This is a genomic window from Thermodiscus maritimus (assembly GCF_055382595.1).
Map to the genome: position 1 here is coordinate 831121 of NZ_AP042434.1, position 21912 is coordinate 853032.

28 protein-coding genes are annotated in these 21912 nt (G+C 54.1%); 9 read left to right on the forward strand and 19 right to left on the reverse strand.

The genetic code is table 11. The features are described 5' to 3' along the window. Positions 1–81: 81 nt before the first annotated feature. The 3 genes from ACZ47H_RS04480 to gyaR form a co-directional block, all read right to left on the reverse strand. On the reverse strand, positions 82–2325 hold the full coding sequence (locus ACZ47H_RS04480) for a hypothetical protein (protein WP_464932500.1): 2244 nt from the start codon (positions 2323–2325) through the stop codon (positions 82–84). Between the two features lie 112 nt (positions 2326–2437). Beyond that, the gene (locus ACZ47H_RS04485) at positions 2438–2680 is read right to left on the reverse strand and encodes a DUF2283 domain-containing protein (RefSeq protein WP_464932501.1); all 243 of its coding nucleotides are present in this window, start codon (positions 2678–2680) and stop codon (positions 2438–2440) included. 19 nt (positions 2681–2699) lie between these two features. Further along, entirely contained in the window at positions 2700–3719 is a 1020-nt protein-coding gene (gene gyaR / locus ACZ47H_RS04490) for a glyoxylate reductase (protein ID WP_464932502.1), read from the reverse strand. Positions 3720–3778: 59 nt separating this feature from the next. Here gyaR and ACZ47H_RS04495 point away from each other — a divergent pair, with 59 nt between their 5' ends. From ACZ47H_RS04495 to ACZ47H_RS04505, 3 genes are read left to right on the forward strand one after another with little or no spacing between them, the layout of a single operon-like run. After that, complete coding sequence (locus ACZ47H_RS04495; RefSeq protein WP_464932503.1) at positions 3779–4291, forward strand: metallophosphoesterase; 513 nt, start codon at positions 3779–3781, stop codon at positions 4289–4291. After that, entirely contained in the window at positions 4279–4677 is a 399-nt protein-coding gene (locus ACZ47H_RS04500; RefSeq protein WP_464932504.1) for a M67 family metallopeptidase, read from the forward strand. The genes ACZ47H_RS04495 and ACZ47H_RS04500 overlap by 13 nt, the downstream gene beginning before the upstream one ends. Continuing rightward, positions 4674–5234: a hypothetical protein gene (locus tag ACZ47H_RS04505; RefSeq protein WP_464932505.1), complete on the forward strand. Its 561-nt coding sequence runs from the start codon at positions 4674–4676 to the stop codon at positions 5232–5234. The genes ACZ47H_RS04500 and ACZ47H_RS04505 overlap by 4 nt, the downstream gene beginning before the upstream one ends. Here ACZ47H_RS04505 and ACZ47H_RS04510 read toward each other — a convergent pair. The 3 genes from ACZ47H_RS04510 to ACZ47H_RS04520 form a co-directional block, all read right to left on the reverse strand. Next, a complete protein-coding gene (locus tag ACZ47H_RS04510; RefSeq protein ID WP_464932506.1) occupies positions 5231–6001 on the reverse strand; it encodes a hypothetical protein in 771 nt (256 codons plus the stop codon). The two genes, ACZ47H_RS04505 and ACZ47H_RS04510, sit on opposite strands and share 4 nt — an antisense overlap. A 63-nt stretch (positions 6002–6064) precedes the next feature. Further along, positions 6065–7201 carry a site-2 protease family protein gene (locus ACZ47H_RS04515; RefSeq protein WP_464932507.1) on the reverse strand — a complete coding sequence of 379 codons (1137 nt, stop codon included), beginning with the start codon at positions 7199–7201 and terminating at the stop codon, positions 6065–6067. Positions 7202–7332: 131 nt separating this feature from the next. Beyond that, the gene (locus ACZ47H_RS04520; RefSeq protein WP_464932508.1) at positions 7333–8067 is read right to left on the reverse strand and encodes a carbohydrate kinase family protein; all 735 of its coding nucleotides are present in this window, start codon (positions 8065–8067) and stop codon (positions 7333–7335) included. A gap of 80 nt (positions 8068–8147) precedes the next feature. On the opposite strand from ACZ47H_RS04520, the gene ACZ47H_RS04525 reads away from it, so the two are divergent. Beyond that, positions 8148–8642 carry a GIY-YIG nuclease family protein gene (locus ACZ47H_RS04525; protein WP_464932509.1) on the forward strand — a complete coding sequence of 165 codons (495 nt, stop codon included), beginning with the start codon at positions 8148–8150 and terminating at the stop codon, positions 8640–8642. On the opposite strand, the gene ACZ47H_RS04530 is transcribed toward ACZ47H_RS04525, so the two are convergent. After that, positions 8625–9311 (reverse strand): PHP domain-containing protein, encoded by a 687-nt coding sequence (locus ACZ47H_RS04530; protein WP_464932510.1) that lies wholly within the window; start codon positions 9309–9311, stop codon positions 8625–8627. The genes ACZ47H_RS04525 and ACZ47H_RS04530 overlap by 18 nt on opposite strands. A gap of 157 nt (positions 9312–9468) precedes the next feature. On the opposite strand from ACZ47H_RS04530, the gene ACZ47H_RS04535 reads away from it, so the two are divergent. Next, positions 9469–9999 (forward strand): hypothetical protein, encoded by a 531-nt coding sequence (locus tag ACZ47H_RS04535; RefSeq protein ID WP_464932511.1) that lies wholly within the window; start codon positions 9469–9471, stop codon positions 9997–9999. Here the strand turns inward: ACZ47H_RS04535 and ACZ47H_RS04540 are convergent. The 3 genes from ACZ47H_RS04540 to ACZ47H_RS04550 form a co-directional block, all read right to left on the reverse strand. Then, the gene (locus ACZ47H_RS04540) at positions 9996–10328 is read right to left on the reverse strand and encodes a hypothetical protein (protein ID WP_464932512.1); all 333 of its coding nucleotides are present in this window, start codon (positions 10326–10328) and stop codon (positions 9996–9998) included. The two genes, ACZ47H_RS04535 and ACZ47H_RS04540, sit on opposite strands and share 4 nt — an antisense overlap. A gap of 213 nt (positions 10329–10541) precedes the next feature. Further along, positions 10542–10958 (reverse strand): PH domain-containing protein, encoded by a 417-nt coding sequence (locus ACZ47H_RS04545; RefSeq protein WP_464933952.1) that lies wholly within the window; start codon positions 10956–10958, stop codon positions 10542–10544. 222 nt (positions 10959–11180) lie between these two features. Continuing rightward, entirely contained in the window at positions 11181–11783 is a 603-nt protein-coding gene (locus tag ACZ47H_RS04550; RefSeq protein ID WP_464932513.1) for a cysteine hydrolase family protein, read from the reverse strand. Between the two features lie 121 nt (positions 11784–11904). On the opposite strand from ACZ47H_RS04550, the gene ACZ47H_RS04555 reads away from it, so the two are divergent. Together ACZ47H_RS04555 and ACZ47H_RS04560 are read left to right on the forward strand one after the other, a co-directional pair. Continuing rightward, positions 11905–13464, forward strand: a complete 1560-nt coding sequence (locus tag ACZ47H_RS04555; RefSeq protein WP_464932514.1) for an NAD(P)H-hydrate dehydratase — start codon at positions 11905–11907, stop codon at positions 13462–13464. A gap of 73 nt (positions 13465–13537) precedes the next feature. Beyond that, entirely contained in the window at positions 13538–13870 is a 333-nt protein-coding gene (locus ACZ47H_RS04560; RefSeq protein WP_464932515.1) for a hypothetical protein, read from the forward strand. A 313-nt stretch (positions 13871–14183) separates the two neighbouring features. On the opposite strand, the gene ACZ47H_RS04565 is transcribed toward ACZ47H_RS04560, so the two are convergent. After that, positions 14184–14945 carry a hypothetical protein gene (locus ACZ47H_RS04565; RefSeq protein ID WP_464932516.1) on the reverse strand — a complete coding sequence of 254 codons (762 nt, stop codon included), beginning with the start codon at positions 14943–14945 and terminating at the stop codon, positions 14184–14186. A gap of 65 nt (positions 14946–15010) precedes the next feature. On the opposite strand from ACZ47H_RS04565, the gene ACZ47H_RS04570 reads away from it, so the two are divergent. Continuing rightward, on the forward strand, positions 15011–15568 hold the full coding sequence (locus tag ACZ47H_RS04570) for a class I SAM-dependent methyltransferase (RefSeq protein ID WP_464932517.1): 558 nt from the start codon (positions 15011–15013) through the stop codon (positions 15566–15568). 23 nt (positions 15569–15591) lie between these two features. Here the strand turns inward: ACZ47H_RS04570 and ACZ47H_RS04575 are convergent, their stop codons facing one another. Genes ACZ47H_RS04575 through ACZ47H_RS04590 form a run of 4 tightly spaced genes read right to left on the reverse strand, consistent with a single transcriptional unit; the run spans position 15592 to position 18069 of the window. Further along, positions 15592–16293 carry a nucleotidyltransferase domain-containing protein gene (locus tag ACZ47H_RS04575; RefSeq protein ID WP_464932518.1) on the reverse strand — a complete coding sequence of 234 codons (702 nt, stop codon included), beginning with the start codon at positions 16291–16293 and terminating at the stop codon, positions 15592–15594. Positions 16294–16300: 7 nt separating this feature from the next. Continuing rightward, positions 16301–16672 carry a thioesterase family protein gene (locus ACZ47H_RS04580; RefSeq protein ID WP_464932519.1) on the reverse strand — a complete coding sequence of 124 codons (372 nt, stop codon included), beginning with the start codon at positions 16670–16672 and terminating at the stop codon, positions 16301–16303. Continuing rightward, positions 16656–17471 (reverse strand): hypothetical protein, encoded by an 816-nt coding sequence (locus ACZ47H_RS04585; RefSeq protein ID WP_464932520.1) that lies wholly within the window; start codon positions 17469–17471, stop codon positions 16656–16658. The genes ACZ47H_RS04580 and ACZ47H_RS04585 overlap by 17 nt, the downstream gene beginning before the upstream one ends. 22 nt (positions 17472–17493) lie before the next feature. Continuing rightward, the gene (locus tag ACZ47H_RS04590; RefSeq protein WP_464932521.1) at positions 17494–18069 is read right to left on the reverse strand and encodes a ribbon-helix-helix protein, CopG family; all 576 of its coding nucleotides are present in this window, start codon (positions 18067–18069) and stop codon (positions 17494–17496) included. Between the two features lie 118 nt (positions 18070–18187). On the opposite strand from ACZ47H_RS04590, the gene ACZ47H_RS04595 reads away from it, so the two are divergent. Continuing rightward, entirely contained in the window at positions 18188–18454 is a 267-nt protein-coding gene (locus ACZ47H_RS04595) for a hypothetical protein (RefSeq protein WP_464932522.1), read from the forward strand. Positions 18455–18620: 166 nt separating this feature from the next. Here the strand turns inward: ACZ47H_RS04595 and ACZ47H_RS04600 are convergent, their stop codons facing one another. The 4 genes from ACZ47H_RS04600 to ACZ47H_RS04615 form a co-directional block, all read right to left on the reverse strand. Continuing rightward, complete coding sequence (locus ACZ47H_RS04600; protein ID WP_464932523.1) at positions 18621–19286, reverse strand: hypothetical protein; 666 nt, start codon at positions 19284–19286, stop codon at positions 18621–18623. Between the two features lie 18 nt (positions 19287–19304). Beyond that, complete coding sequence (locus ACZ47H_RS04605) at positions 19305–19925, reverse strand: pyroglutamyl-peptidase I (RefSeq protein ID WP_464932524.1); 621 nt, start codon at positions 19923–19925, stop codon at positions 19305–19307. A 59-nt stretch (positions 19926–19984) separates the two neighbouring features. Next, on the reverse strand, positions 19985–20437 hold the full coding sequence (locus ACZ47H_RS04610; protein WP_464932525.1) for a hypothetical protein: 453 nt from the start codon (positions 20435–20437) through the stop codon (positions 19985–19987). 525 nt (positions 20438–20962) lie between these two features. Continuing rightward, positions 20963–21868, reverse strand: coding sequence for a UbiA family prenyltransferase (locus ACZ47H_RS04615; RefSeq protein ID WP_464932526.1), 906 nt, complete (start codon positions 21866–21868; stop codon positions 20963–20965). Positions 21869–21912 lie beyond the last annotated feature (44 nt).

The following is a 21912-nucleotide window of genomic DNA, read 5'->3' on the forward strand; positions in this document are numbered from 1 at the left end:
TACGTGCCTATGGGTGGAGAATAGAATATATGCCTGTCAGTATTGCTATAAAAAATAATGGGATATTTCAGTATATTTAGGCTACCTCCTCATTACATAGAAGGCTGCAGCTATAATTATTATTATAACTATTACCGCTCCTGCTATGAGGCCCGCGTTCGAGCCTCCACCACTTGTACCAGTCACGCTGGTCTGACCTGTTGAACTCGTACCCGAGCCTCCACCAGCGCCTGTAGTGGTTGTTCCCTGGCCCGTGGTGCCTCCTACTGTTGAAGTGGTATAGGTTGAGTGCGTCGTCGTACCGCTTGTTTGGCTCGTACTTGTCTGGCTTGTAGTGGTGGTTGTGTAGCCTCCTGTTCCTGTAGTTGAAGTGGATGTGGTACTCGTCGTCGACTGTGTAGTGGTCGTTGTAGTCTGGGCTTGTGCTACGGGTATGAATGAGGAAAAGCTATTAGCCGTGAAAGTAATTGTACCGTTGGGGTGTACATATACGTCCGTTATCAGCTTGGTGGAACCATTCTCACTTATTTCGAGTACTGCTACATTACTGGCTTCTTGTTTCAGGGGGAGGGTTATTGACACGGAACCCTTAGCGATACCGTTAACTTTTACTCCAGGGCCAAGAGCAGTGTAACCGTATTGGGACGCCAAGTTGTTGGCCTCGTCCATGCCAAGGGACTGTAACTCTAGCTTACCCCTTATTACGGTCTGGTCGAGCAAGACTACTACAATGCGTCCACCTCCAGTTATCATGTGAATGGCCTTCGGCGCCGCTAGTATCGCATCTCCAGTGCTCACTACCACCTTAGTAGAGTTGACCTCTAAGACTTTTGCAAGCATTAACGGTTCTATCCCAAGCGTTACTACGCCTCCGCCATTGATTTTTATAACTCCCATGGCGGGGGAATTGACGAGGGCACCTTCCTCCGCCACAATAATATGCCTCAGTAACGCCAGGTTTTCGCACGTCACTGTTAGAGAGGTGCCTAGGTCCTCCCCGGTTGCCACGTTATAGAAGTGCACGCTCCCATCTGTCTGTATTGCAACGTTGATGTTGATGATACTACAGCCAGGGCCCTGGAATAATAGAAGCATTGATTTGACCATGAGGAAGGGTATCGAGGGGTCACCGTCACCCTCTAGGTGTATTGTTAGGTTAGCAGTGTTTCCGTTGAGTTGCCCGTTAAGGGCCACCGCTGTGGGGAAGAAGGGCGTCGAGTCAGGGTTTATCCCACTCACGAACCCTGTGAACATCCCGCTGACCGCGATGTCATTCTTGTCGGGTTCTCCCCTGATAGATAGACTGTAGGCCGCATGACCGGTTGCGTTCTCATAGAATACTGGTATAACGGTAGCATTGCCTACCTCGGGGATTGTTATGTTTCCGAAGGGACCCATCCCAGGAATATTACCGGGTATATTTGGCATACTTGGGAGGTTTATCGCGTAAAATTGGCTCACGGTGTGCCTTGTTATTATAATTGAGGTGCCAACCAGCTGTAGTGTGACGTTAGTGTTGTAACCATTATAGATATAGAATTGCAGATACATGTATACCTGCTGGGCCACCAGCTGGTCCACCTGGGGGTTGCCGCTGTTGAAGGTTATATTGATGGTAGAGTCCGACGTCGTGGTTCCATTGACTGTATTGCTAATGCCGTGGAGTGTTATGGTCCCCGCTATGTCGCCTGGCACTCCGATCATTAAGGCACCGTTTGTCAGTTTGAATGCCCCGTTAGCCTCCTCCTCTGTGTGGCCGCTCAACCCACTCATCCACCCAGTCTTCTGGTAGCTGAGGTTGAGTGTGAAGATCATGCTACCCGTATAGTTGATCATGGGCGGCTGGGGCGGGTTTACCATTATGCCTCCGAGGGCTGAGGCTATTACAGGTAGCTCTTCCTTGGAGGGTAGTTGGGAAATGGACTGCATCATGTAAGTTGTGTTTCCACCACTGGATAAGTTGGCGTAGATTTGAATCTGTGCTGTTAATGTGTAGTTGCCGGAGTTGAAGTCCGCAGCGCCTAGCACGCTTAGGTTAAAGTCTGGAGCATCCTCAGCCTCGAGCGTTATATTGGCGCTCCCATGGCCAGAGATATTAGTGTGATCGCTTGATGCGGTGAGTTCTATTTTGAGGGCACCAGTTGCGTTGGATGACTCGTTGGCGGTCGCGGATAGTTGGAGGTCCACAGCGCTATGAGTCTGGCCTAGATTGACTTGGCCGGTGACTTGTCCTTGAACGGATACTTGCCCTGCTGATACTAGTGATGTCATTGGAGCTATAATCATTATAGTTAGGAGTATAATTGTCACGGCTTTATCATGCAACAATATTCCACTCACCTAGATTTCCACTGTTTCACTTTTAGGTGAGACTAGGGATAATATTTCTAATCTCGTAAATCGATTAATCATAACAAGAAAGATTTAAGGTGTTATTCTATATATTTGCTCTCCTTGAAAAATTGTAAATCGATATCCCGACGAGCTTGTCACCTCTAAGGCTGAGTACGACGTCGTCCTCCAGCATTATGCTCTCGTCGGGCTCCTCGTCGCCGAAGACGATGTATAATATATCGTTTTGCTTGTCGTATTCTATCCAGAGCCTAGTAAGATCGCCCACCTTCAGCTCCTTGAGCTTTTTTAGGGCCTCCTCATACTCTCTAGCCCTGTCCTCACTCATACCCGCGGCACCCTTCGAGCTAGTGGAAGCCGGGCTTCCTAACGTTCACAACATCCTTGTTTACAAGTGTTGGGGGCACTTCTCCCTTGTAGAATGCTATTAGATTGTCGGCTACGAGCAATGCCATCTTCGTTCTCGTCTCAGTGGTGGCGCTTCCCAGATGGGGTGCCAGCACCACGTTCTTGAACTTTGTTAGAGGGTGGTCTGGAGGCAGAGGCTCCTCTTCAAATACGTCTAGGGCGGCCCCGGCGATCCACTTCTCCTCCAAGGCTTTCACCAGGGCATTGGTGTCGATCACCTTACCCCGGGCTGTGTTGACGAGGTACGCTGTCGGCTTCATCATCCTTAGCTCCTTCTCTCCTATTAGGTGATAGGTTTTCTCCGTTAGGGGGACATGTATGCTTACAATATCGGATTCCTTTAGGAGGGTTTCGAGTGGAACATACTCTGCGTTAAGCTCCTTCTCCACATCCTCCGGGAGCCGCCTCGTGTCATAGTATAGTATCCTCATCTTGAACCCCTTAGCCCTCTCGGCGACGGCTCTCCCTATCCTGCCCATACCTATGATGCCGAGAGTCTTGCCGTTGACCTCGAATCCAAGCATCATTAGCGGGTGCCAGCCCGTCTTAGTCTTATACCACTCCCCACTCCTCACGAACTGGTCTGCTTCAACAATCCTACGGGTCACCGCGAGTATGAGGCCCCATGTGAAGTCGGCCACAGCCTCTGTCAGCACCCCTGGCGTGTTGGTCACATAGACTCCGTGCTTGGTTGCGCAATCCAAGTCTATGTTGTCGTAGCCGACCGCGTACTGTGCTACTATCCTGAGCCTCGGCTGCGATTGTTCTATTAGGTTGCAGTCGATCTTATCGGTTAGGAGTGTTACCAGGGCATCGTATTCCTTCGCCTTGGAGAGTAGGACCTCGTATGGGGGAGGAGTGTACTCGGGCCAGACATCGACCTCGTAGTACTCTCTAATCCTATTAAGCCCGGGCTCAGGGATCTGCCTCGTAACGAACACTCTAGGCTTAGACGCCACTCCAATACACCGATCACCTAATAGCCCTCTACTCGAATAATAATAATATTGGTGGGACTGTGAAGCTGGGAGTCATCAGCGACTCACATGACAACCTAGACAATGTTAGGAGGGCGGCTGAAATCTTCAATGAGGAGGGAGTCGATCTAATCGTCCATCTAGGAGACATAGTATCCCCCTTCACCCTCGCAGAGCTGGCGGGGCGGGCTAAGGCTAGGGTTGAAGCAGTATACGGCAACAACTGCGGGGAGAAGCTCGGCCTCAAGAGGATAGCAGACCTCTACGGGGCAGGGATAAGGGACCCTCCATACACGATAGAATTGGAGGGGGCGAAGATCCTGCTCCTCCACGGCTACGGCTCCCCCGAGGAGACCAGGAATATAGTATACAGCCTGGCAGACTCTGGCAGATGGAACGCCATACTATACGGGCACACCCACAGGGCTGAGATAGCGTATAGGAGGGGGGTGCTCGTCCTAAACCCGGGAGAGGCGGGAGGCTGGCTCTCCAAGCCCAGCGTGGCGATCCTAGAGGTCCCGGCTATGCGGGCGAGGCTCGTATGGCTGGAGTAGATGTTGGAGATGTTGGACTGGATATTAGGGGTTTATCGCAACTCTTCAAACAGCTAGCCCGTGACCAGAGTGAGCATATAGGCCTCCTCTTTGGAAGGGGCAGGGTCGTCCAGCTATACATGCCGTTATCAAATATCATGGGGAGTCCGGCAGCATTCACCGGTGACCCATGGGATGTTGTAGTAGCATTCACAGCGGCCGACAAGTACGGTTTAAGCCTTCTAGGAGTATTCCACACCCACCCATGCGGAGAGCCGGCTCCGAGCAGGACAGATATTGACGGCATGCGCAGGTGGCCATATATATGGGTCATAGCCTCGCCCTCTGATATAAAGGCATGGAGGCTTGTAGGCGGCATGGTCGTTGAAGTGGGTGTATTGATTTGAACATATCAAAGCAGCCGAGGAGGAGTAGGAAGCCAATAGTTGGAACAGGGAGCATAATACTAGCCGCTATACTAGCATATGCCACGCTCAGAGCCACAGGCTCCCCCCTCCTCGCCTCTATGGCAGCGGGAATACCAACCTATATCGCTCCAGCATACTTTGCGTGGAAGAGGGAGCCCTTCAAGGCATACGCTTCAGCAATACTAGCCGCGATGATCTCCGGGGGGATAGCCTGGCTAGTTTTAGCGGTAACAGGTCAGCCGGGAGACATGAAGCTCAACCCCATCTCCGGCTTCGTAGCAGGCCTGTTCTCCGCAGGCTTCCTATCCCACCTTGCGGCTAGCGCCTACTTCACGAAACTACTCTACTCGGTAACGGGGGCCTCCCCAGACTATCCCAGGGTGGCGGCATCATTCCTAGCGGTTGGAAGCTCTACTGTTCTAGGCTTTGTCTTCATAAGGGCTTTGATGAGGCCGAGGGAAGTCCTCAGCCCTAGCATTATATTGATAATAATAACAAGTATAGTTTTCCTCGCCCTATCAGTTATGACGGGCTAGGCTATAAGCCTAGCCACACCATATCCTAAGAGTATGAGGCCTATAACTATGTAGGCGGCCGAGACTATGGAGACCGCGACCCCCAGCTCCACGCTCCTAGAGTAGGATTCGAACCCACCGCTTGGACCAGTCGCCGAGTGAACGTCATCAACGGTAGCCTGTTGCAGGATTAGATCTGGCGCAGTGGAGTTGTTTCCTACTCCGAATATGCTCTGTGACTCTATCTTCAAGAGTAAACCGGTTGCTGGGTGATAGTAGTATGAGTTGAACTGGTAGTAGTACGACTGGTTGTCTGACCCTGCCACTATCCTGGGGGGCAGGCTGATCTGGAGGGCCTGCGCTGGGCCGAGCCCGGTTACTGCACTGCTGGGATGCCCGTATATGGCTGGCAAGTCAAGCGATGAGATCAGGAGGCTGCTGAGCTGGTCTAGGGTCAGGTTGTAGGTCATGGGGGCCGGTAGGAGGCTTGACTCAATAACCACCTCTGCGTAGCCGTCCCTGCAGGCATCGTTTATAACGTGGATCCTCCATACCCCTCCGTCGCGTTCAATCACAGTACCGTTCCTATAGTGTATGTATCCTTTAACGCTAACGATTTCTCCAAGATAAGATGGCGGGATCCCATACTTGCTTCCGTTGCATTCGACTGGATTCTTGTCGAAGGGCTTCGCGAGGCTTGGAGCATAGGAGTGGTAGAACCATACTCCGAGCCCCAATAAGATTAGCCCGATGAGGGCGATGGACGCATAGCGTAGTGTCTCAGTCACCACTAAACCACCCATTCCACGGTGTTGATGGGGCTGTGGGGGTATTTTGTGTGTTAGGTGGTTCTACATGATCCTTTGGAGGCTCATAAGGGATAGTACAAGTAGGAGGGTCCCGCTGCCTACAGCGATCGTGGTGAGAGTCGCTACCTCCTCCCTCATAACCTTCTGCAGGAACTCCTTTAACACGTAGGCGCCGTCTGCGAATATGGAGCCTCCTGGAAGCGGCAGTACTAGGGGGGCGGCATTGATTATCGCGAGGCTTATATTGATGAGGTAGAGGAAGCCTAGGAAGACGCCTAGAGCCTGGCTAGGCCAGTAGAGGTCCTGGAGCGTGATCCCTATCCTACCCCTCTCACATTCTCCAGCGTTGGAGACTCCCTCCCTATGGACTATTATCGTCTCAACTACACCGTTCTTCTCGACCTTGAACTCTACAGTTACAGTCCTACTGGGATCCTCTATCCCCATGGAGTCTAGGATCTTAACGACGTCGCCAACACTGTGAACCTTGGTCCTGTTGATCTCGAGGATCTTCATGCCAGGCTCCAGCCCCGCCGCCTCCGCCGGGCTGCCGTGCTCCACACCCGTTATAACAGCCCCCGAGACTAGTGCTCCCAGTAGGAGGAGGCTCAGTAGGCCAAGGACAGTGTTGGCTCCGACACCAGCCGAGTATATGAGGAGCCTGTTCTTCGAGGAGGTCTTAGCGAGCTCCTCGTCATCAGGCTCGACGAAAGCACCAGGTATGAAGAGGAATAACGCGATCCCAGCATCCCGTATCCTAACCCCTACAGATCTCGCAACGTATGCGTGGCTGAGCTCATGGACGAGTGCTGCAATACCCACCACTAGTAGGATGTAGAGGGTTGCCTCCCAGCTCATTGTGACACCTGGTATGAAGGGTACAAATCCAGCGACTCCACCACACTTCGGGGGATGTATGTAGCGGAGTATGAAGAGGTTGAAAGTGTAATAGTAGAATGCTATCCCCGCTATTAATAGGAGAATAAGGCTCACCCAGCCAAAGATCCTCCAAGCCCGGGCAGCCCAGCCCTCACGCATGGGCTCTAGGCTAACACCAACCCTAGCAATAATATAGCCCGGGTGAACCTCCACCCTACCCTTCCTATCCCTATATAGCGCATAAACCACTATCCAGAACAGCGTAAGCCCGACAGCGAATGCTAGTAGACCCTCATCCAATCCCCGAGACCCTCCAGCTCTCCCAGCATATACGGGAAGCCCCAGCCAGTTAAAGAGTAGAGGGTTCATACAGGCGAACTCATAGACTACAGTCCTCCAGCCACAACTCCTCCTGGATACTGGGGAGGACGCTATACACTACTTCGCTCGCGAGCTCCAGTGAGTCCTCGAACGGGATAGCCCTCCAGCAGATAATACAGTAGGCTAGCAGTGTAAGCATCACCGGCTCCCGTCGGATCTCTAAGCAGTCCCCCACGAGGCCTAGCTACCAGCCTCATCCCACCCCTCTCCACCAGGACTATGTCTCCTGGACCATCTGTTTCAACATAGTAGAGGATGGGCAATCCCTCTCCAACCTCACCCCTACTGGCATGAACCAGCACTGCTCCACCACTAGTAGGTGAAGGATTGAGGCCAGCGCGGACATAGCCTTGAACATCTACTGCAACCAGCCTGGAGCGAGCTGATAAGAGCGGGGCGAGCATACCCCACTCCTCACCGTAGAGGGGACTCAATAATACCGCATCTAATAGTCCAAGCCCGCTGGAGGCCGAGAGCACCACGCTAGGATCCAAACCGCTAGTACTTGACTCGAGGCTCACAATCCTACGGCCGCCGCCCAGATACTTTATATTGAACACGAGACCCTCTCCACCATTATAGTAGCCGAGCCTCTCAACGCCAAGCCTACGCTCAACCCATACCGTTCCAAGCGTCCTATACCCCACAGGGCCCACGGCGTATGCTAACCCACCCAGCCTCCTAAACACTGCGCCCGCGTAGACCGCCGGGCCCCCAACCCTACACCTATCCCCAATCACGTCTATAGTTGGCGGCGACACCACCAGCAGCCTGTACAGCTCCACCCACCACGAGGTATAATCACTGGGAGGAGAGCCTCCATTAATGGTTAAACCCTCCCATCCCACCTGGAGGGGGGAGAGTATTGATTGTTGAACGCTTGAGCCTTGAGAAAGCCTGCTCAAGCATACCAGTATCCTGCAGGGGAGTCTACATACTCCTCCTAAGAGTAGAGAGGGGAGAGAATGTAAGGGTAGGGTCCCTGGGAGACCTGTGGTTCGAGGAAGGAGTCTACGCCTACATAGGCAGCGGGAAGGGGCCAGGCGGGGTAAGGGCGAGGCTCTGCAGGCACATCCACGGGTGCGGGAGGAAACGGTGGCATATAGACTACCTTAGAACTATAGCGACCCCCATCGGATACTCTACCTGCTGTGATCCCGCCAGGAGCGAACCCGACCTTTACAGTATTATGGAGAGCTGTTTAAAGCCCGTGCATAAGGGCTTCGGTAGCAGCGATGACCAAAGGGCGTACAGTCACCTATTCCACTGCCCCGGAGGCACCGAGGAGTGCATCTCTAGGATAGGATCCTGCCTTGAAGGGGACCCCTGCCTCGGGGAGAGACTAGTCCTCCTCGCCTAGCAGTCCTAGCCTCCTAATTATACTCCACGCCAGAATATAGGGCACAGCCCTCGGGGAGAGGAGGCCGTAGGTAGGCCTCACCAGCCCCTTCCGGATCCACTCAACCAGCTCCCCTGCACCGGTGGGCTCCCCTGGGAGGGCGACCGGTGAACCCCCTAGCTCCTGGGGTACATGGGCGTCGCTCCCACTAGTCGCGGGGACCCCCCTTCTATGAGCCAACACTATGGCGGGGAGATTGAATACTGGAGGCCCCCTACTATTCCAAACCTCCACCGCATCGAACAGGTGGAGTAGGCGGGTTATAGCCCAGCCAACCGCGGCCCTACCAGGGTGGAAGGGGTGAGCCGCCACCAATGCACAGTTATTCTCATCCGCCCAGTCCCGGAGCTCATGGAGGCTTCTAGGCACCTCCTCGTAGGGCCTCTCACAATATACTAGGACATCACCGTGGTCAGTCCTTATCTCAGCCCCCGGCACTATAAGGGGGCCTCCTATAACCTTGGATATCCTCGCCGCTAGACTGCTCCCTCGGAAGGTATCATGGTCTGTAACTGAGATGGCGGTGAGACCCTTTCCACGGGCTAGCCTAACCGCCTCCTCCGGAGTCATGCTCCCATCGCTCGCCGTGGTGTGCATGTGTATCTCGGCCAGCAGTTCTTCGCCAGCCACCACCCAACCCTCAACAATCCCTGATGACCGCCTACAGGTAATAATATGGCGGGAGCACAATGAAAAACGCGGGCCTGTACGGGATCACTCACCCCCTGCCCCTGGAAGGCATGCTTGCGGCCAGGTAAAATGTATAGTATGGGAGGATGAGGACCTGTTGAGGATAGTCCCCGTATACGGTGAGGGATTCTTCCACGTGACGTGGGGGCTTATCTACTACACTATAATCTTCGACTACATAGACCTGGAAGGCGAATACTACGAATACGTCAGGGACCCTCGAGCAAGAAGGATGGAGGAGAGAGAGTCTAAGAGGCTTATGCAGGAGGCAATGGACTCGGAGAGGACTATAATAAACGGTGTGGAGGTCAGGCCCATAGTTGATACTGTTAAGCTCCACTTCAGGGGGGGTAGGAGGAGGCACAGCCTCACATTCCACATACGAATACCATTCAATCCCCTCGAGGGAGTCAACGTCTACGAGAACTACTACGAGCCCTCGAGGGCAGAATACCCCTACACAGTATACTGGATACTACCCCCCAATGGAAGGGTACGCCTAGTTGAATCCCCGGGAAGAGTAGCGTTTAGGAATAAGGGCAGGATAGCAGTCATCCAGGTTAAACGGGGCACGAAGATAACAGGCTACGAGGCTGTTGAATTCGAGATCAAACGGGGCGAGGGTTAAACATACGATGGAAGCCCGATATCGTCAGCCGCGATCTCGGAAATCTCCAGCAGCCTCTTAGACAAGTACCTCCTCGCCAGCTCCCTAGCGGACCTGACAGGGGAGAACGGCTGACCCTTAGTCTTGAGGAGATTCTCCATAACCTCGAGATTCTCAAGTGTAGAGTGGGAGATCCTACCATTAGCCAGCTCCCAAGCCGCCTGCTCCAGCACGTTAGCCGCCATTCTCAGAATAGCCGCTATATGGGGATTCCTAGACCTTCCGGCCATCATCCTATACTTCTCAGCAGCCTCGCCAACTATTAGCCATGCACCAGGCGGAACAGACACCTCAGCCCACCACTATACATGGTGGATCCCCCTATAGTGTTGAGAGAATGTTCCCCTCAGTAATACTCCGGTATGGGGCCTCATCGTTTAGCCTGCTCCACACCCTCCTTCGGTGCCGGCGATCAGGGATCATCGGCCCACAACTTCCATGTTACAGATACTAACTCATAAAGGATATGATGGGGGAGAGGTGGTTTGCCGGGTCGAAATAGTCTAAGGCATCTCGTCTCTAGACTCTATTTCTGATAATTCTTTTTCATAATTCTCCCTCAACTCGATATACTTATGTTCCGGTATTTTTCCGAACTCGTATTCCTCCTCCAGTCTCCTGAGCTTTTCCTTAATCCTCTGAGCCTCCTTGATTTTCTCCGTCCAGTGTAAGACCAGGCTCCTAACGTACATTGGATCGCTCACGCCCTTAAACACGACACTCATTATTGGACCGCTGGGAGTAGCAAGGATAACGTCACCTACATTGAACAGCCTAGCGAAGAAGCCCTGTTTAACAATCACATAAGTTATCCACTCCAGCTTAGCCTCTACCGTCTTCCGGCTTACTAGGCCGTACTTAGAGTAAACCCTCCTAATAGTTACGATGTATTCAGTGGCCCTTAACCTTGAGGTAAACAAGGATGAGGATGATGATGCTAATCCCAATAATTAACGTGAGGACTCCAAGGAGGAGCCAGCCAAAGTTAGCTTTCCACGACATTCTACCACAAGTAGATTATTTTCTCCCCCTTCATTGGGGAGAAGCCCGCTGGGTAACTTCACATCATGTTGCATAGTTAATGTTGCGGGCTCTTGATTTATTAGTGTTATTCACGAATATATTCATAAATAAAAGGTAGATTAGTCTATAAATCTTATCCCGTCAACACTCTTCACTACCAGTCCCTTGTAGAGCCATGATACCTGCCGTAGGGTGGCGTGGTAGTCGAAGTCTGTGAGGGCGCTTATACCGTCCATTGGCACTATTACCTTGTACCATCGCAGGGATGCGCTCGCCGCCGTGTGTAGGACGCATATGTTCGCGACCGTCCCGACTATCACCGTGTTCTTTATACCGTATACCCGGAGGAGGTCGTCTAGAGGTGTGCCGTAGAAGCCGTCGTAGCGTGTCTTCATAACAACGATGTCCCCCTCTCTTGGCTTGAGCTCGTCTATTATCTGCCATCCCCAGGTGCCGTAGCGTACGTGTTCTCCCCATATCTCGTACTCAGGGTCATTATCGTAGTGAGTGTCCTGGGTGTAGAATACCCTGGCTCCAGCTGACCGTGCTCTGTTAAGAAGCCTCCTGATGGGCTCCACCGTTTTCTCGGCGGTGGGGACGTATAGTTTACCCTGTGGCTTGACGAAGTCGTTCTGCATATCCACTACTATTACTGCAGTCTCCCTAGCCTTCAGCTCTACTGACTCGACTATCTCGTATTCTGGGACCTCGACGGACGCCACGGGTCCCTCACCCCTCCAGGAAACAATTGTTTCCCATCGATAGTATTAAGTCCTACCCGGCAGGAAGCAACTATGCAATTAACCTAGCATGAGGGGGATTATTGGTAAAAGGGTGGCGGTCTTGGAGTATGGCTTTAGAATCATCCGCGAGCCACTCCTAGAGGAGGCTATAAGCGTCGAGGACATGAGGGCATACGAGCTCAACGCTGTGGGCAAGGGTCTCCCCCTAATACTCCTAATGGAGAATGCGGGGAGGAGCGTAGCGGACTATATCGAGTACAAGCTGGGCGATGTTAGGGGTAAGAGGATAGCGATCCTAGCCGGGAAGGGAGGCAATGCCGGCGATGGCTTCGTTGCAGCGAGGCACCTAGCAGGGAGAGGAGCTGTTGTAGAGGTGCACCTCGCCTATCCCCCCGCCGAGGTCTCCCATGAGGATGCAAAGGCGAACCTAAACATCCTAATGAGCCTGGAGAGTATACGCATAGTCAAGCCCTACTCGAAGGGATGGCTAGAAGTCTCAGACAGCGATGTTGTAGTTGATGCGCTTCTTGGCACGGGAGTGAGGGGGAGGCTCAGGTCTCCCGTTAGGGAGGCGGTTGCTGAGTTCAACAAGGCGCCCGGGCTGAAGGTAGCTATAGACGTTCCATCCGGTGTGGACCCCGACACGGGCAGCGCTGCTGAGGGGGCCGCGAGGGCTGATGCCACGGTTACAATGCACCGTGTAAAGAAGGGTCTCTTGAAGGCGGTGGAGTACACTGGAGAGATAGCTGTCGCCGACATCGGCCTAACCCACGACGTTGAGCTCGTAGCAGGTCCGGGAGACGTGGCGGCAAGGGTCCCCCGCAGGCCAAGAGACTCCCACAAGGGTGTCGGGGGGAGGGTTCTCGTGGTGGCTGGGAGCAAGTACTATGTTGGAGCAGCCATCCTCGCCGCAAACGCAGCCGCACGGGCAGGCGTTGACCTAGTATACCTAGCCAGCACTCGGAGGATAGCGGAGGAGGCGGCCATGAGGTCCTCTACAATCATACCAGTGCCCTTTGAATCCGACGCCCTCTCCAAGAGCGACCTAGATGAGCTCTCCAAGCTCTCTGCAAGGATCCACTCGATAGCAATAGGCCCGGGGCTGGGGAGAGACCCCGAAACAGTTGAGGCTACCTGCAGCCTTATACGGGAGGCTATGGGTAGAGGGACCCCCATAGTTATTGATGCCGACGCCCTCTACGCAGTCCAGGAATGCGGCCTGAAGCTCTACGAGAACGCCGTGATAACCCCCCATAGAGGAGAAGCCTCCAGGCTGCTAGGAGAGACGGTAGACGACCCCCTCGAAGCCTCCTCCAAGATAGCAGAGCATACCAAAGCCACGACACTAGTCAAGGGCCCAGTCGACGCCGCGTGCACACCAAGCGGGAAGTGCAGGCTGAACAAGTCGGGGGTCCCTGCGATGAGCGTTGGCGGAACCGGGGATATCCTAACAGGATTAACAGCGGGGATACTAGCTAAGAGGAAATCTATCCTAGGAATCCCAGACCCGCTCAACTCCGCCATCACTGCCGCATATATCGCTGGGAGGGCGGGGGAGATAGCGTATGAATACTATGGTGAGGCGCTCACGGCGTTTGACATCCTCGAAGTCATCCCGATGGTGTTGAGGGACCCTCTTAATCCAGTAAAGCATTGCTGACCCCTCCAGGTATAGTGTAAGGCCATAAATGTAGGGCCCAGCAGACAGCTGGAGTTGGCGGGGTGGATAAGGGGTGAATATGTTCGACGCCCTCCTAGCCATACTCATAATACTACTGGTAGTTGGGTATATTGGAATAAACTTTATCGCCGAGCTCGAGAGATTCCTCATAGCAGAGAACATAGCCCTAGCCATACTATACGCTATCAGCCTCTGGCTCCACCTGGAGGGTCAAGGCTACATCTACACGGCGAGCCTCGCATGGTTCAACGCCGGGAGGGTTTCCAGGAGCATTATTGAGCCGACTGGAGAATTTGGCGAGCTAGCCAAAGAACACGTACCCCTCCTAGCATTGATAGTACTGGTTGCACTAATGGCGTCCCTCAAGGCTGCTGGGAAACAATAGCCTGTATAAACAGTAATACTAGCAGCAGGCTCGCTCCGAGGGTATACCGGAGCTGGAGCTTTCCAGAATTATTGTTCCAACGTATATACTCTGGTATATGTTACTATAGGTAGACATATATTGTGGTGTAGACGATGCTAGTTGTTACACTCAAGGGAGAAAAGTATTATGCATGCGGCAAGTGCGGGCTCATCTACAATTCGAGAGATATAGCGGAGAAGTGTGAGGAGTGGTGTGAGCACCACCGTTCATGCAGCCGCGAGATTTCTATTCATGCAATAGGACAAATTAGGAGAGCGGGATTCCGATTGAACTAGCCCTTCAGCGACTTGATCAGCGACTGGTAGTCTTCATCCAGCAAGGTCTCGCGATACTCTCTCTCGATCTTCCTCAACAGCCCCTTCGCCCCGCGTGAGATAAAGCTCGCTATATAGCCTGCCATGTCTGGCTTGACGGGTTTAACGGGGAGGTGGCTCCTTCCCACACTCGCCATTGCAAGTATAATGGATGAGACGTCCTCCTCGCTGAGCCCGGCTATCTTCTCCCAGCCCCGTACACCGCTGTAATAGTAGAACCTCACAACTGCAAGCGACAGCGCCCTCGCCGCGACCTCCTTCACGGACTCGTATATCTCCTCGGCCCTGTTTGAGAGGACTTCCAAAACCTCCTCATACCTTCTCCTGCGCGGCTTAAGGCGTAGTGCTGGATATAGGAAGGACTCCTGCAGCAGTGGTTCTATTGAGTGGTGAGCCAGCATGAGCGCGCTGGCATAGGCACTGTACAGGATGGACTTCTTGAAGAATTCGACCTCATCGCCTATCTCGACAGGTTCACCCTTCAATAGTGAAGCTAGCTCGCCGGGAGTTAGGGGATCCATGGCAACAGGGTCCCCCATAGCATCTAAGACCATTGGGACAGCCCATGGAAAGACCCCCTCCGGGAGTGGCGTGGGCTTTTCAAGGACTATGAAGTCGAACTCATCGAGAAGCCCCTCCTCGCGCAGGTACGTTACTAGAGACTTGCTTGTTGGGCAGGTTGGGTGCAGGATCAGCTTAAACCTTTCCTCGCCGGCCACGATTATTTACACCCTCCTCATTCACACTAGTTCCTAGGGGGAATTATAGCTGGGGGTACATGTATTTGGAGAATGGTATGATGAGAGGGCGGCGCGGGAGGAAGGGGCACATAATACGGGAGAGGTACGAGGCTACAGCCACAGGATATGATGAGCTCTATAGGGCAGAGCAGTACGAGAAGTATAGTGTCGCCCTTAGGAGGGTCCCTCCCCACGGGAGGATCCTAGACGCTGGATGCGGAACTGGGCTACTTGCAGAGTATATGAGGACGGCAGGCTACCTTGGAGGCGTCTCCCTCTACGTTTGCCTCGACTACAGCTGGGAGATGCTCCGCATCGCGAAGTGGAGGCTCTCCAGGATCTGCCCTGGGAAATGCATGGTTGTGGAGGGGAATGTTCTAAAACTCCCATTCCCAACCGCCTCGTTCGACGTTGTCTACAGCTTCACTGTCCTGGACCTCGTTGACAGCCTGGATGAGGCGGTGGGCGAGCTCTCCCGTGTCTCTAAAGGAGCAGTTGTCGCGAGCCTCCTAAAGAGCCTCCCCTACAAGGATCTACTCCTCAAACGCCTCTACCCCGTGATAGCTGTGACGAGCAAGGATGTCGTATTCCGCCTAAAATAGCAGTCCCGGTGGCACGCGTAGGGCTACCTCTCAATCGCCCTCCTGAAGTATGGGTTCCTCCGAGCCAGCTCCCTTATCACTGCCTCCACGGGCTCACCTGCAGGCACGGGCTCCTTGACAAACACCCCCGTTCTCCCATGCTCCCTCCTCCTCCCCAGTACCCTTATCCTCTCCTCCACGGTCTCTATGCTCACCCCTGTCAGCCTCGCTACAAGGGACTCGTTCCCCTCGACTTCCACCTCCTTATGCCCCCTAGCCGTTGGTATGATGAGTTTCAGCTCCTTGTTTACTCCGGGGACCCTCCTCCCCTCCAGCAGCCCTTCTAGGTCGAGTTCTCCACCCCACTTGTAGAACTCCCTCTCCCTCTCCCTTAGCCTGTTTAATGGGGTGCTTACAACGACCTCCTCGTGTGGGTCGAGGTAGTAGTATATCTTGGGGGTGTAGTTTGGGGTAGCCTGTATTATCTCCCGGTAGTATACCCGGTACCCCGCCTCCTCCAACACTACCTCTAGCAGGCCGGGGGGAACCGGCTGCACTATCACTATGTCAATGTCTGAGGAGGGGTGTACGTCCCCCCTCGCTACACTCCCGTGAACTATTACTTCCCTAGACAGGCGGGTGAGGATCTTCATGATCTCCGCGGCCTTCCTCCTCTTCTCCCTGAGGATCAGCCAAGTCCTCTCCTCGTACTCTACCTCAACGCCTGGTATGTCCTCCAGGCTCATCCCTGCGTTATGCCTCCACTACGTACCTCTCGTGGAAGCCTTCCCCGACAATCTCGCCCTTGCTGGACGCGGTTATGTGGAATACTGCCCTCCTGCCGTCGAAGTAGACCATTCTCGCCTCTATCCTAACCTTCTCGCCCTCCCCGACGCTCCTCCTGTGCCTCACATCTATCCTGTAGCCCACGCTCGTCCTGCCCTCGCCTAGTATTAGGTCTAGGCACTTCCTCGCAGTCTTCTCCATCATGAGTATAAGGCATGGCGTTGAGAGAACTCTCCTCCCACGCTTTGCGAGGTGCTCTGCAACATCGCTGTCGGTTACAGTGTACTCCTCTACGCAGGCTCTATGGGGTTCCTCCCTAACCTCAATACTCCCCGGCAACCCTTTCAGCCTCCGTTATGTAGCCGCGGAAAGCCTCCATAATATGCTCTGGATCCACCCCCACAAACTCCACCCCGGACAGGAAGCCGTTGGCAGCGTGGAATGCTAGGGGGAGGCTTGGAGGGACCATGCTTATCTCCTTGAATATCCCCCTCGCCGCCCCAGCCGGGTAGACGTGTATGTTTGAGTCCGGCCACGTCTCCATTATGAGTCCGTCCTCTACGTAGCCGACCACCCCGATGTAGTAGTTGCCGTTCATGACCCTATAGGAGACTAGCTCGGAGGAAGCCTCGACCGGGTCGACCCAAGCGGGGTCGGTGAGGGTCCCCACCACGTCTACTAGGAGGTCGGGGTCCAGCTCATCCTCGCCGGCAACCTCCATGCCCCCTGTAAAGGCATCCACAAGCCCCTCCGGCTCCCTCCTGGAGTAGACTTCTATGAAGGGCCTCATAGCTGAACGACCTAAGCCTACTATGACCCCATCCTGGTAGCCGGCTAGGATGTCCCTATACTTAGTGTAGAGGTAGCGGAGGCTCCCCGAGCGGAGGACGATCGCCAGGTAGTGGTCCCCCGGCTGGAGGCTGGCCTTCAACCCCCCACTAGCCCTTCTAACAGCCCTCTCATTGGACCATACAAGGTTGAGAGCACCTGCAGAAACACCCTCTTCGGATATACGGGCTGTTGCAACAACCATGTCCGCCCCGCTTGGGTAATGGCCCGCTATGTATAGGGGGATTGCTGCAGCCTCTGCAACGCCCACCCTCCCAGCATCGACTATCATAACCCTATCCCGACCCACTCCAACTCCACCCACGACCCGCTCACTCTACAAGCCCCGATAGGCGGTCGATGACGTGTATAGGAGGAATATCGGCTAGGCTCCTCCCCCTAACCGTGACCACGACAGCGTGCTCGTCGGGCAGATAAGCCCAGTCATACCCCTCCCCCTGCCTTGCAAGCGGGGGCTCCTCCCCCTCCTCCAGGTAATAGTAGGCCTCTAACAGGACGCCGTCCATTCCCCAGTCTATCCTTATCTTGTCAGCCAGCAGGTCGCTGCCCTCCAGCGCCGTCATCTCTACTATAATGCTCGGCTCTAAGGGGTTGAACTCCAGCATCTCAAGCTCGAACCTCCCCCTCGCCTTAAGCCTGTCCAGGATCTTGGAGACCAGCCCCCTCCAAGCCTCGACAGCGTAGAAGTATACCTCGTCGAAAAGGCTCTCAACACGGTGCTCCTTCTTAACCCTCAAGTCGAGGCCCCATCTTGCCAGTTCACCGGCGTATTCGGCCATCGATGAGAGCGACGCCTCCACAATCTCCTCTACACTCGCCTTAAGCCTCGCAGCCATGCGCTCCAGCCTTCCAGCAACTTCATCATCCAATCGTATCGTGAGCTCCAAGGTGATCCACCCGTGGGGATAGAGTGTGCCACTACTATATTATCCTAGAATTCATACATGGGCCCTGTCGGACTCTAGCTTATAATCTAATGCAGCCGCTCCCCAGTGGTTCAAGGTGGTGAATGTGATAGACGCTGCCCAGGCGATAGGGGTCGCCGGCATGCTGCTGGTGTTCGCCAGCTTCCTGATAAGGAACTGGGTTTGGCTCTACGGGTTAAACCTTGCAGGGACCCTCCTCTTAGACGTATACGCTGTAATTAGGAGGGACGCGGTATTCGCCACGCTGGAGTCGGGTATCGCCCTGGTACTAGTCTATAGGTTTACCAGGGAGATCCGTGGGAGAAGGAACAGTACTAGGGCCGCGGAGTATGAGAACTCCTCCTAAAAGTCGCTCATAGAAGCCTCGAATCCAGGGACCCTACAAGGGATCCCTGATATGGGTGGCTTGAGCCTCGGGTTCGCTCCTCATCCCACTAAGCCCTATTGGTCGGCAGCGGTCAAGCCTCTCCATCGCCACCCATCCCGGAGTAATAATTACCTGGCAGGGGGTCTTAATCCCTCCTCCACGGGCATTGACTCCTGTACTGGCACTTAGGGCACCTCTCCGACGGGGGAGGCGTTGGGTGGGCTCTTCCAACTATCACGTCCACCGCCCTCCTGTAGGGAGCTAGATCCTCCAGGCCCGTGTAGACCCTCGTTACCACCCGCCAGTTTTCTCCCATCCTCGGCCTTGGCCCGTCCCTCTTTACAGCCTGGAGTGCCTGCATGAGCGCCGTCTTATCTGCTCCAAGCACGAGGGCCATCATTATGTTATCAACACCATACGCTTCCGCCAGTATGTAGGATGATAGGACGAGGCTAACCCAGTCCGAGGTGTAGTGGCGTAGGCTAGGCCTTATCCTAGACTTGATAACACCCCTGGGAACCCCGTTCTCCATGTAGACTGCGTCTGGGCTGACTACCAGGGGGTATCCCTCAATCTCTCCGATCAGCGTTGTCCTTACGAAAAACCTCCCCTTATCGGGGGCGTTCTTGAGGGTGGCCAGCATCTTCCTTGTAAGCCTCCTAGCCTCTCCTGGGGTGAGCTTCTTAGAGCTCCTCGCTTCATGTAGCGGCTTATACTCGCAGTAGAGGGCTGAAGCGACCAGGTAGCCAGTGACTGCCCCAGTATACGCTATCGGCGGCTCCCACAACAGCCTCGATCCTCCATCAGCCAAGTATTACCCTACATGGTATCACGTGTTAACCCTTAACTCCCTAGCCACAGCTGAGAGGACACACGTGAGAGTCTCAAGGAGCAGCCAGCGTGGGACCCCATAGCCTCCTCCAACCCTCATTACGGTAGCCGTGTCTGGGGGGATGTGTATGAAGCCCGCAGGCCTCCCCGTCTCCATGCTCCAGTAGTGGAGTAGGTAAGCCATTGTATTGCATAGGTATGTTCCCGTCCCCAGGCCAGGCGATAAGGGTAGACCTCTCTCCGAGCACTCCTCGTACACCGTTTTATAGGGTAGGCCAGTGGGTAGGGCTAGGGGAGCCCCATCTACAATTGCCTCTAGAATCGCCCTCCTCCCCTCAACGTCGGGGACCCTGTAGTGGGCCATGTTGACAGCGGCTAGCTCCAGCCTAGGATGGCGGGCTGAAGGGTCGAGGCCCAACCCTACCGCTGCATCCACACCCCTAAGGAGGACTGGCAACCTCGCTTTAACCGAGTAGAGGGAGACTGGCAAGGTCTCCCCCTTTACCCTGCACCCACCTATGACGAGTCCGTCGAGGCTGGAAGCGAGCTCTCCAGCCGGGTTAGGCCAGTATCTCGAGAAGCCCTCATAACCCACCACTAGGATCCTGCACTCCGTCATCCACTCACGCCCCCTCACCGCTCAGTGATGTTCTTGGGCTCCATTATTCCTTCACCCGCTTAACGTGTAGCGGAGAGGTGTAGTTGGGGATCGTAGTAGTATGGGTCGCAGGCTGGCTGTAGGATCACGCCGTTACCCCATGGAGAGTGAGCCATTAAGGCGTAGGCGACGTCCGTGGGGTTCGAGACGAACTCGACGACGCTCCCGACTAGCCCGGCCTCGACTCCGAGCCTTAGATAGTATTCGAGCCTCCACCACTCCCAGAATGGAGCCCTGTGATCCTTACAGGCTCCATCACTGTAGAAGAAAACCTCCTCTCTAACATAGCCGTTTATGTAGTCTTTGAGGGCGAGGCCTCCGTCTAGATCTTCAAGCGCGCCTCCAATGTTGATATAGACTAGGCCGGAGCCTCCAGTATCATTCCGCACCGCCGTTGATACAGCCTCTACAAGGCTCAGCATCCCGCTCCTCAATGCCACTCCACTAGTCCAGGAGAAGTTCTCATCCTCCAACACCAAGTAGGCGTCGACATTGTCAAGGTATACCCCGTCAAACCATTCTCTAATATAGCTGAGGGCATGGTCTATGACTACCTCCCTCCACTCCGGCCTCCAATACTCAACATAGTATTCCCCTTCATACTCCGTCCCTCCATAGATTATACTGTGGAGGCTTGTATCGTTCCAGTAGTCCCTCTAATCCTCCGCGTAACCTATATTCAGGTATGCCAGCACTGTTTTACCCATCCCCTTATACTCTTCCAGGAGCTCCAGCGGAGTATCATCTGGGTATACCACTAGGATCTCGAAGGCACTAATAGAAGTCGCATCCGGGGGATGCCCGATACAATAGCGTATGTGGCTAGTGGATGCCGCTATTACAGGTTGCTCGCCAGCCAGCCCAGTAAGATTAGGGCTAGTAGGGATCCTCCGGCAACCAGTCCTACTCCACCAAGAAATGATAATTGGGAGGGGATGTGACTTTATAAAGCACCAACAGACTCGCTCGAAGCCCCAGCAACCATTAATACCAAAAGCTCATAATATATTTAATAATACTGCGGTGATAAGGCCTATCAAGTATAGGATGGAGAATCTTTGCACAAGGACAGCTGTCCTAGGGTCTGCGTCGGGGGGAGAAGGGTTCTCATCGAACATGGATGCAACCCTCCTAGCCTCACCTATGCTGAGGAGTCCCAGGAGGGACGCTATAATGAGGGACTTGTCTAATAAAATTATGAGGAATGAAGCAGCATACGCACCGTATATTAATGTTTTAAACAAGCGTTTTGAAGCGTTGAATCCTAGGCGTGTAGCTAGCGTCTCGATCCCCGCACCCCTATCCGCCTCAATATCCCGTATATTGTTAGCCAACAACACGTCAACGATGAGTATAGATATGGGTAAAGCTACCAGGATGGGTGCGAGGCTAATCCTCCCAGTTACGAGATAGTATGAGCCTAGGGGTATAAGGATCCCCCAGGCAGTATAGACTCCAATCTCCCCTAGCGCGTTATACTTCAAGGGGAATGGTGGACCCGTATAGAGGAATGCGATCGCAAAGCCCAGCAGCCCTAATACAACGGCAAGCGGTCTACCCAGGAATGCTGCGATCACTGCTAGAATGAGCCCTGAAACGCCGAAGCCCAGCCCGAGTGCAAAAGTGGATCCCGGCGAGAGTATGCCGTGGATTATGGGGTGAGGCCTATACTCTACAGTCCCCGTCCCAGGCCTGTCTAGGCCGCTCTTGTAGTCGAAGTAGTCGTTCAGCACATTAACCATTGCATGGAGGAGAACAGAGCCCGCGATCGCAATGGTAAGCATGAGCCAATCCATAGTATGATCGATTAGGGGCGCCACCACAGTGGAGATGAGCACTACCAGTATAGTCATTGGGAAGCTCCAAGGCCGGGTAGCGATGAACACTCTCTTTACTCCGGCCATGCCGCATCCCGCCTGGTCAAGTATACTCTTATAAAATAAGGTTT

Coding starts and splice junctions, on each gene's coding strand:
- ACZ47H_RS04605 (WP_464932524.1), bottom strand. CDS start 19,925: ATGACGGAGTGCAGGATCCTAGTGGTGGGTTATGAGGGCTTCTCGAGA.
- ACZ47H_RS04575 (WP_464932518.1), bottom strand. CDS start 16,293: ATGAGCCTGGAGGACATACCAGGCGTTGAGGTAGAGTACGAGGAGAGG.
- ACZ47H_RS04500 (WP_464932504.1), top strand. CDS start 4,279: ATGGCTGGAGTAGATGTTGGAGATGTTGGACTGGATATTAGGGGTTTA.
- ACZ47H_RS04615 (WP_464932526.1), bottom strand. CDS start 21,868: ATGGCCGGAGTAAAGAGAGTGTTCATCGCTACCCGGCCTTGGAGCTTC.
- ACZ47H_RS04485 (WP_464932501.1), bottom strand. CDS start 2,680: ATGAGTGAGGACAGGGCTAGAGAGTATGAGGAGGCCCTAAAAAAGCTC.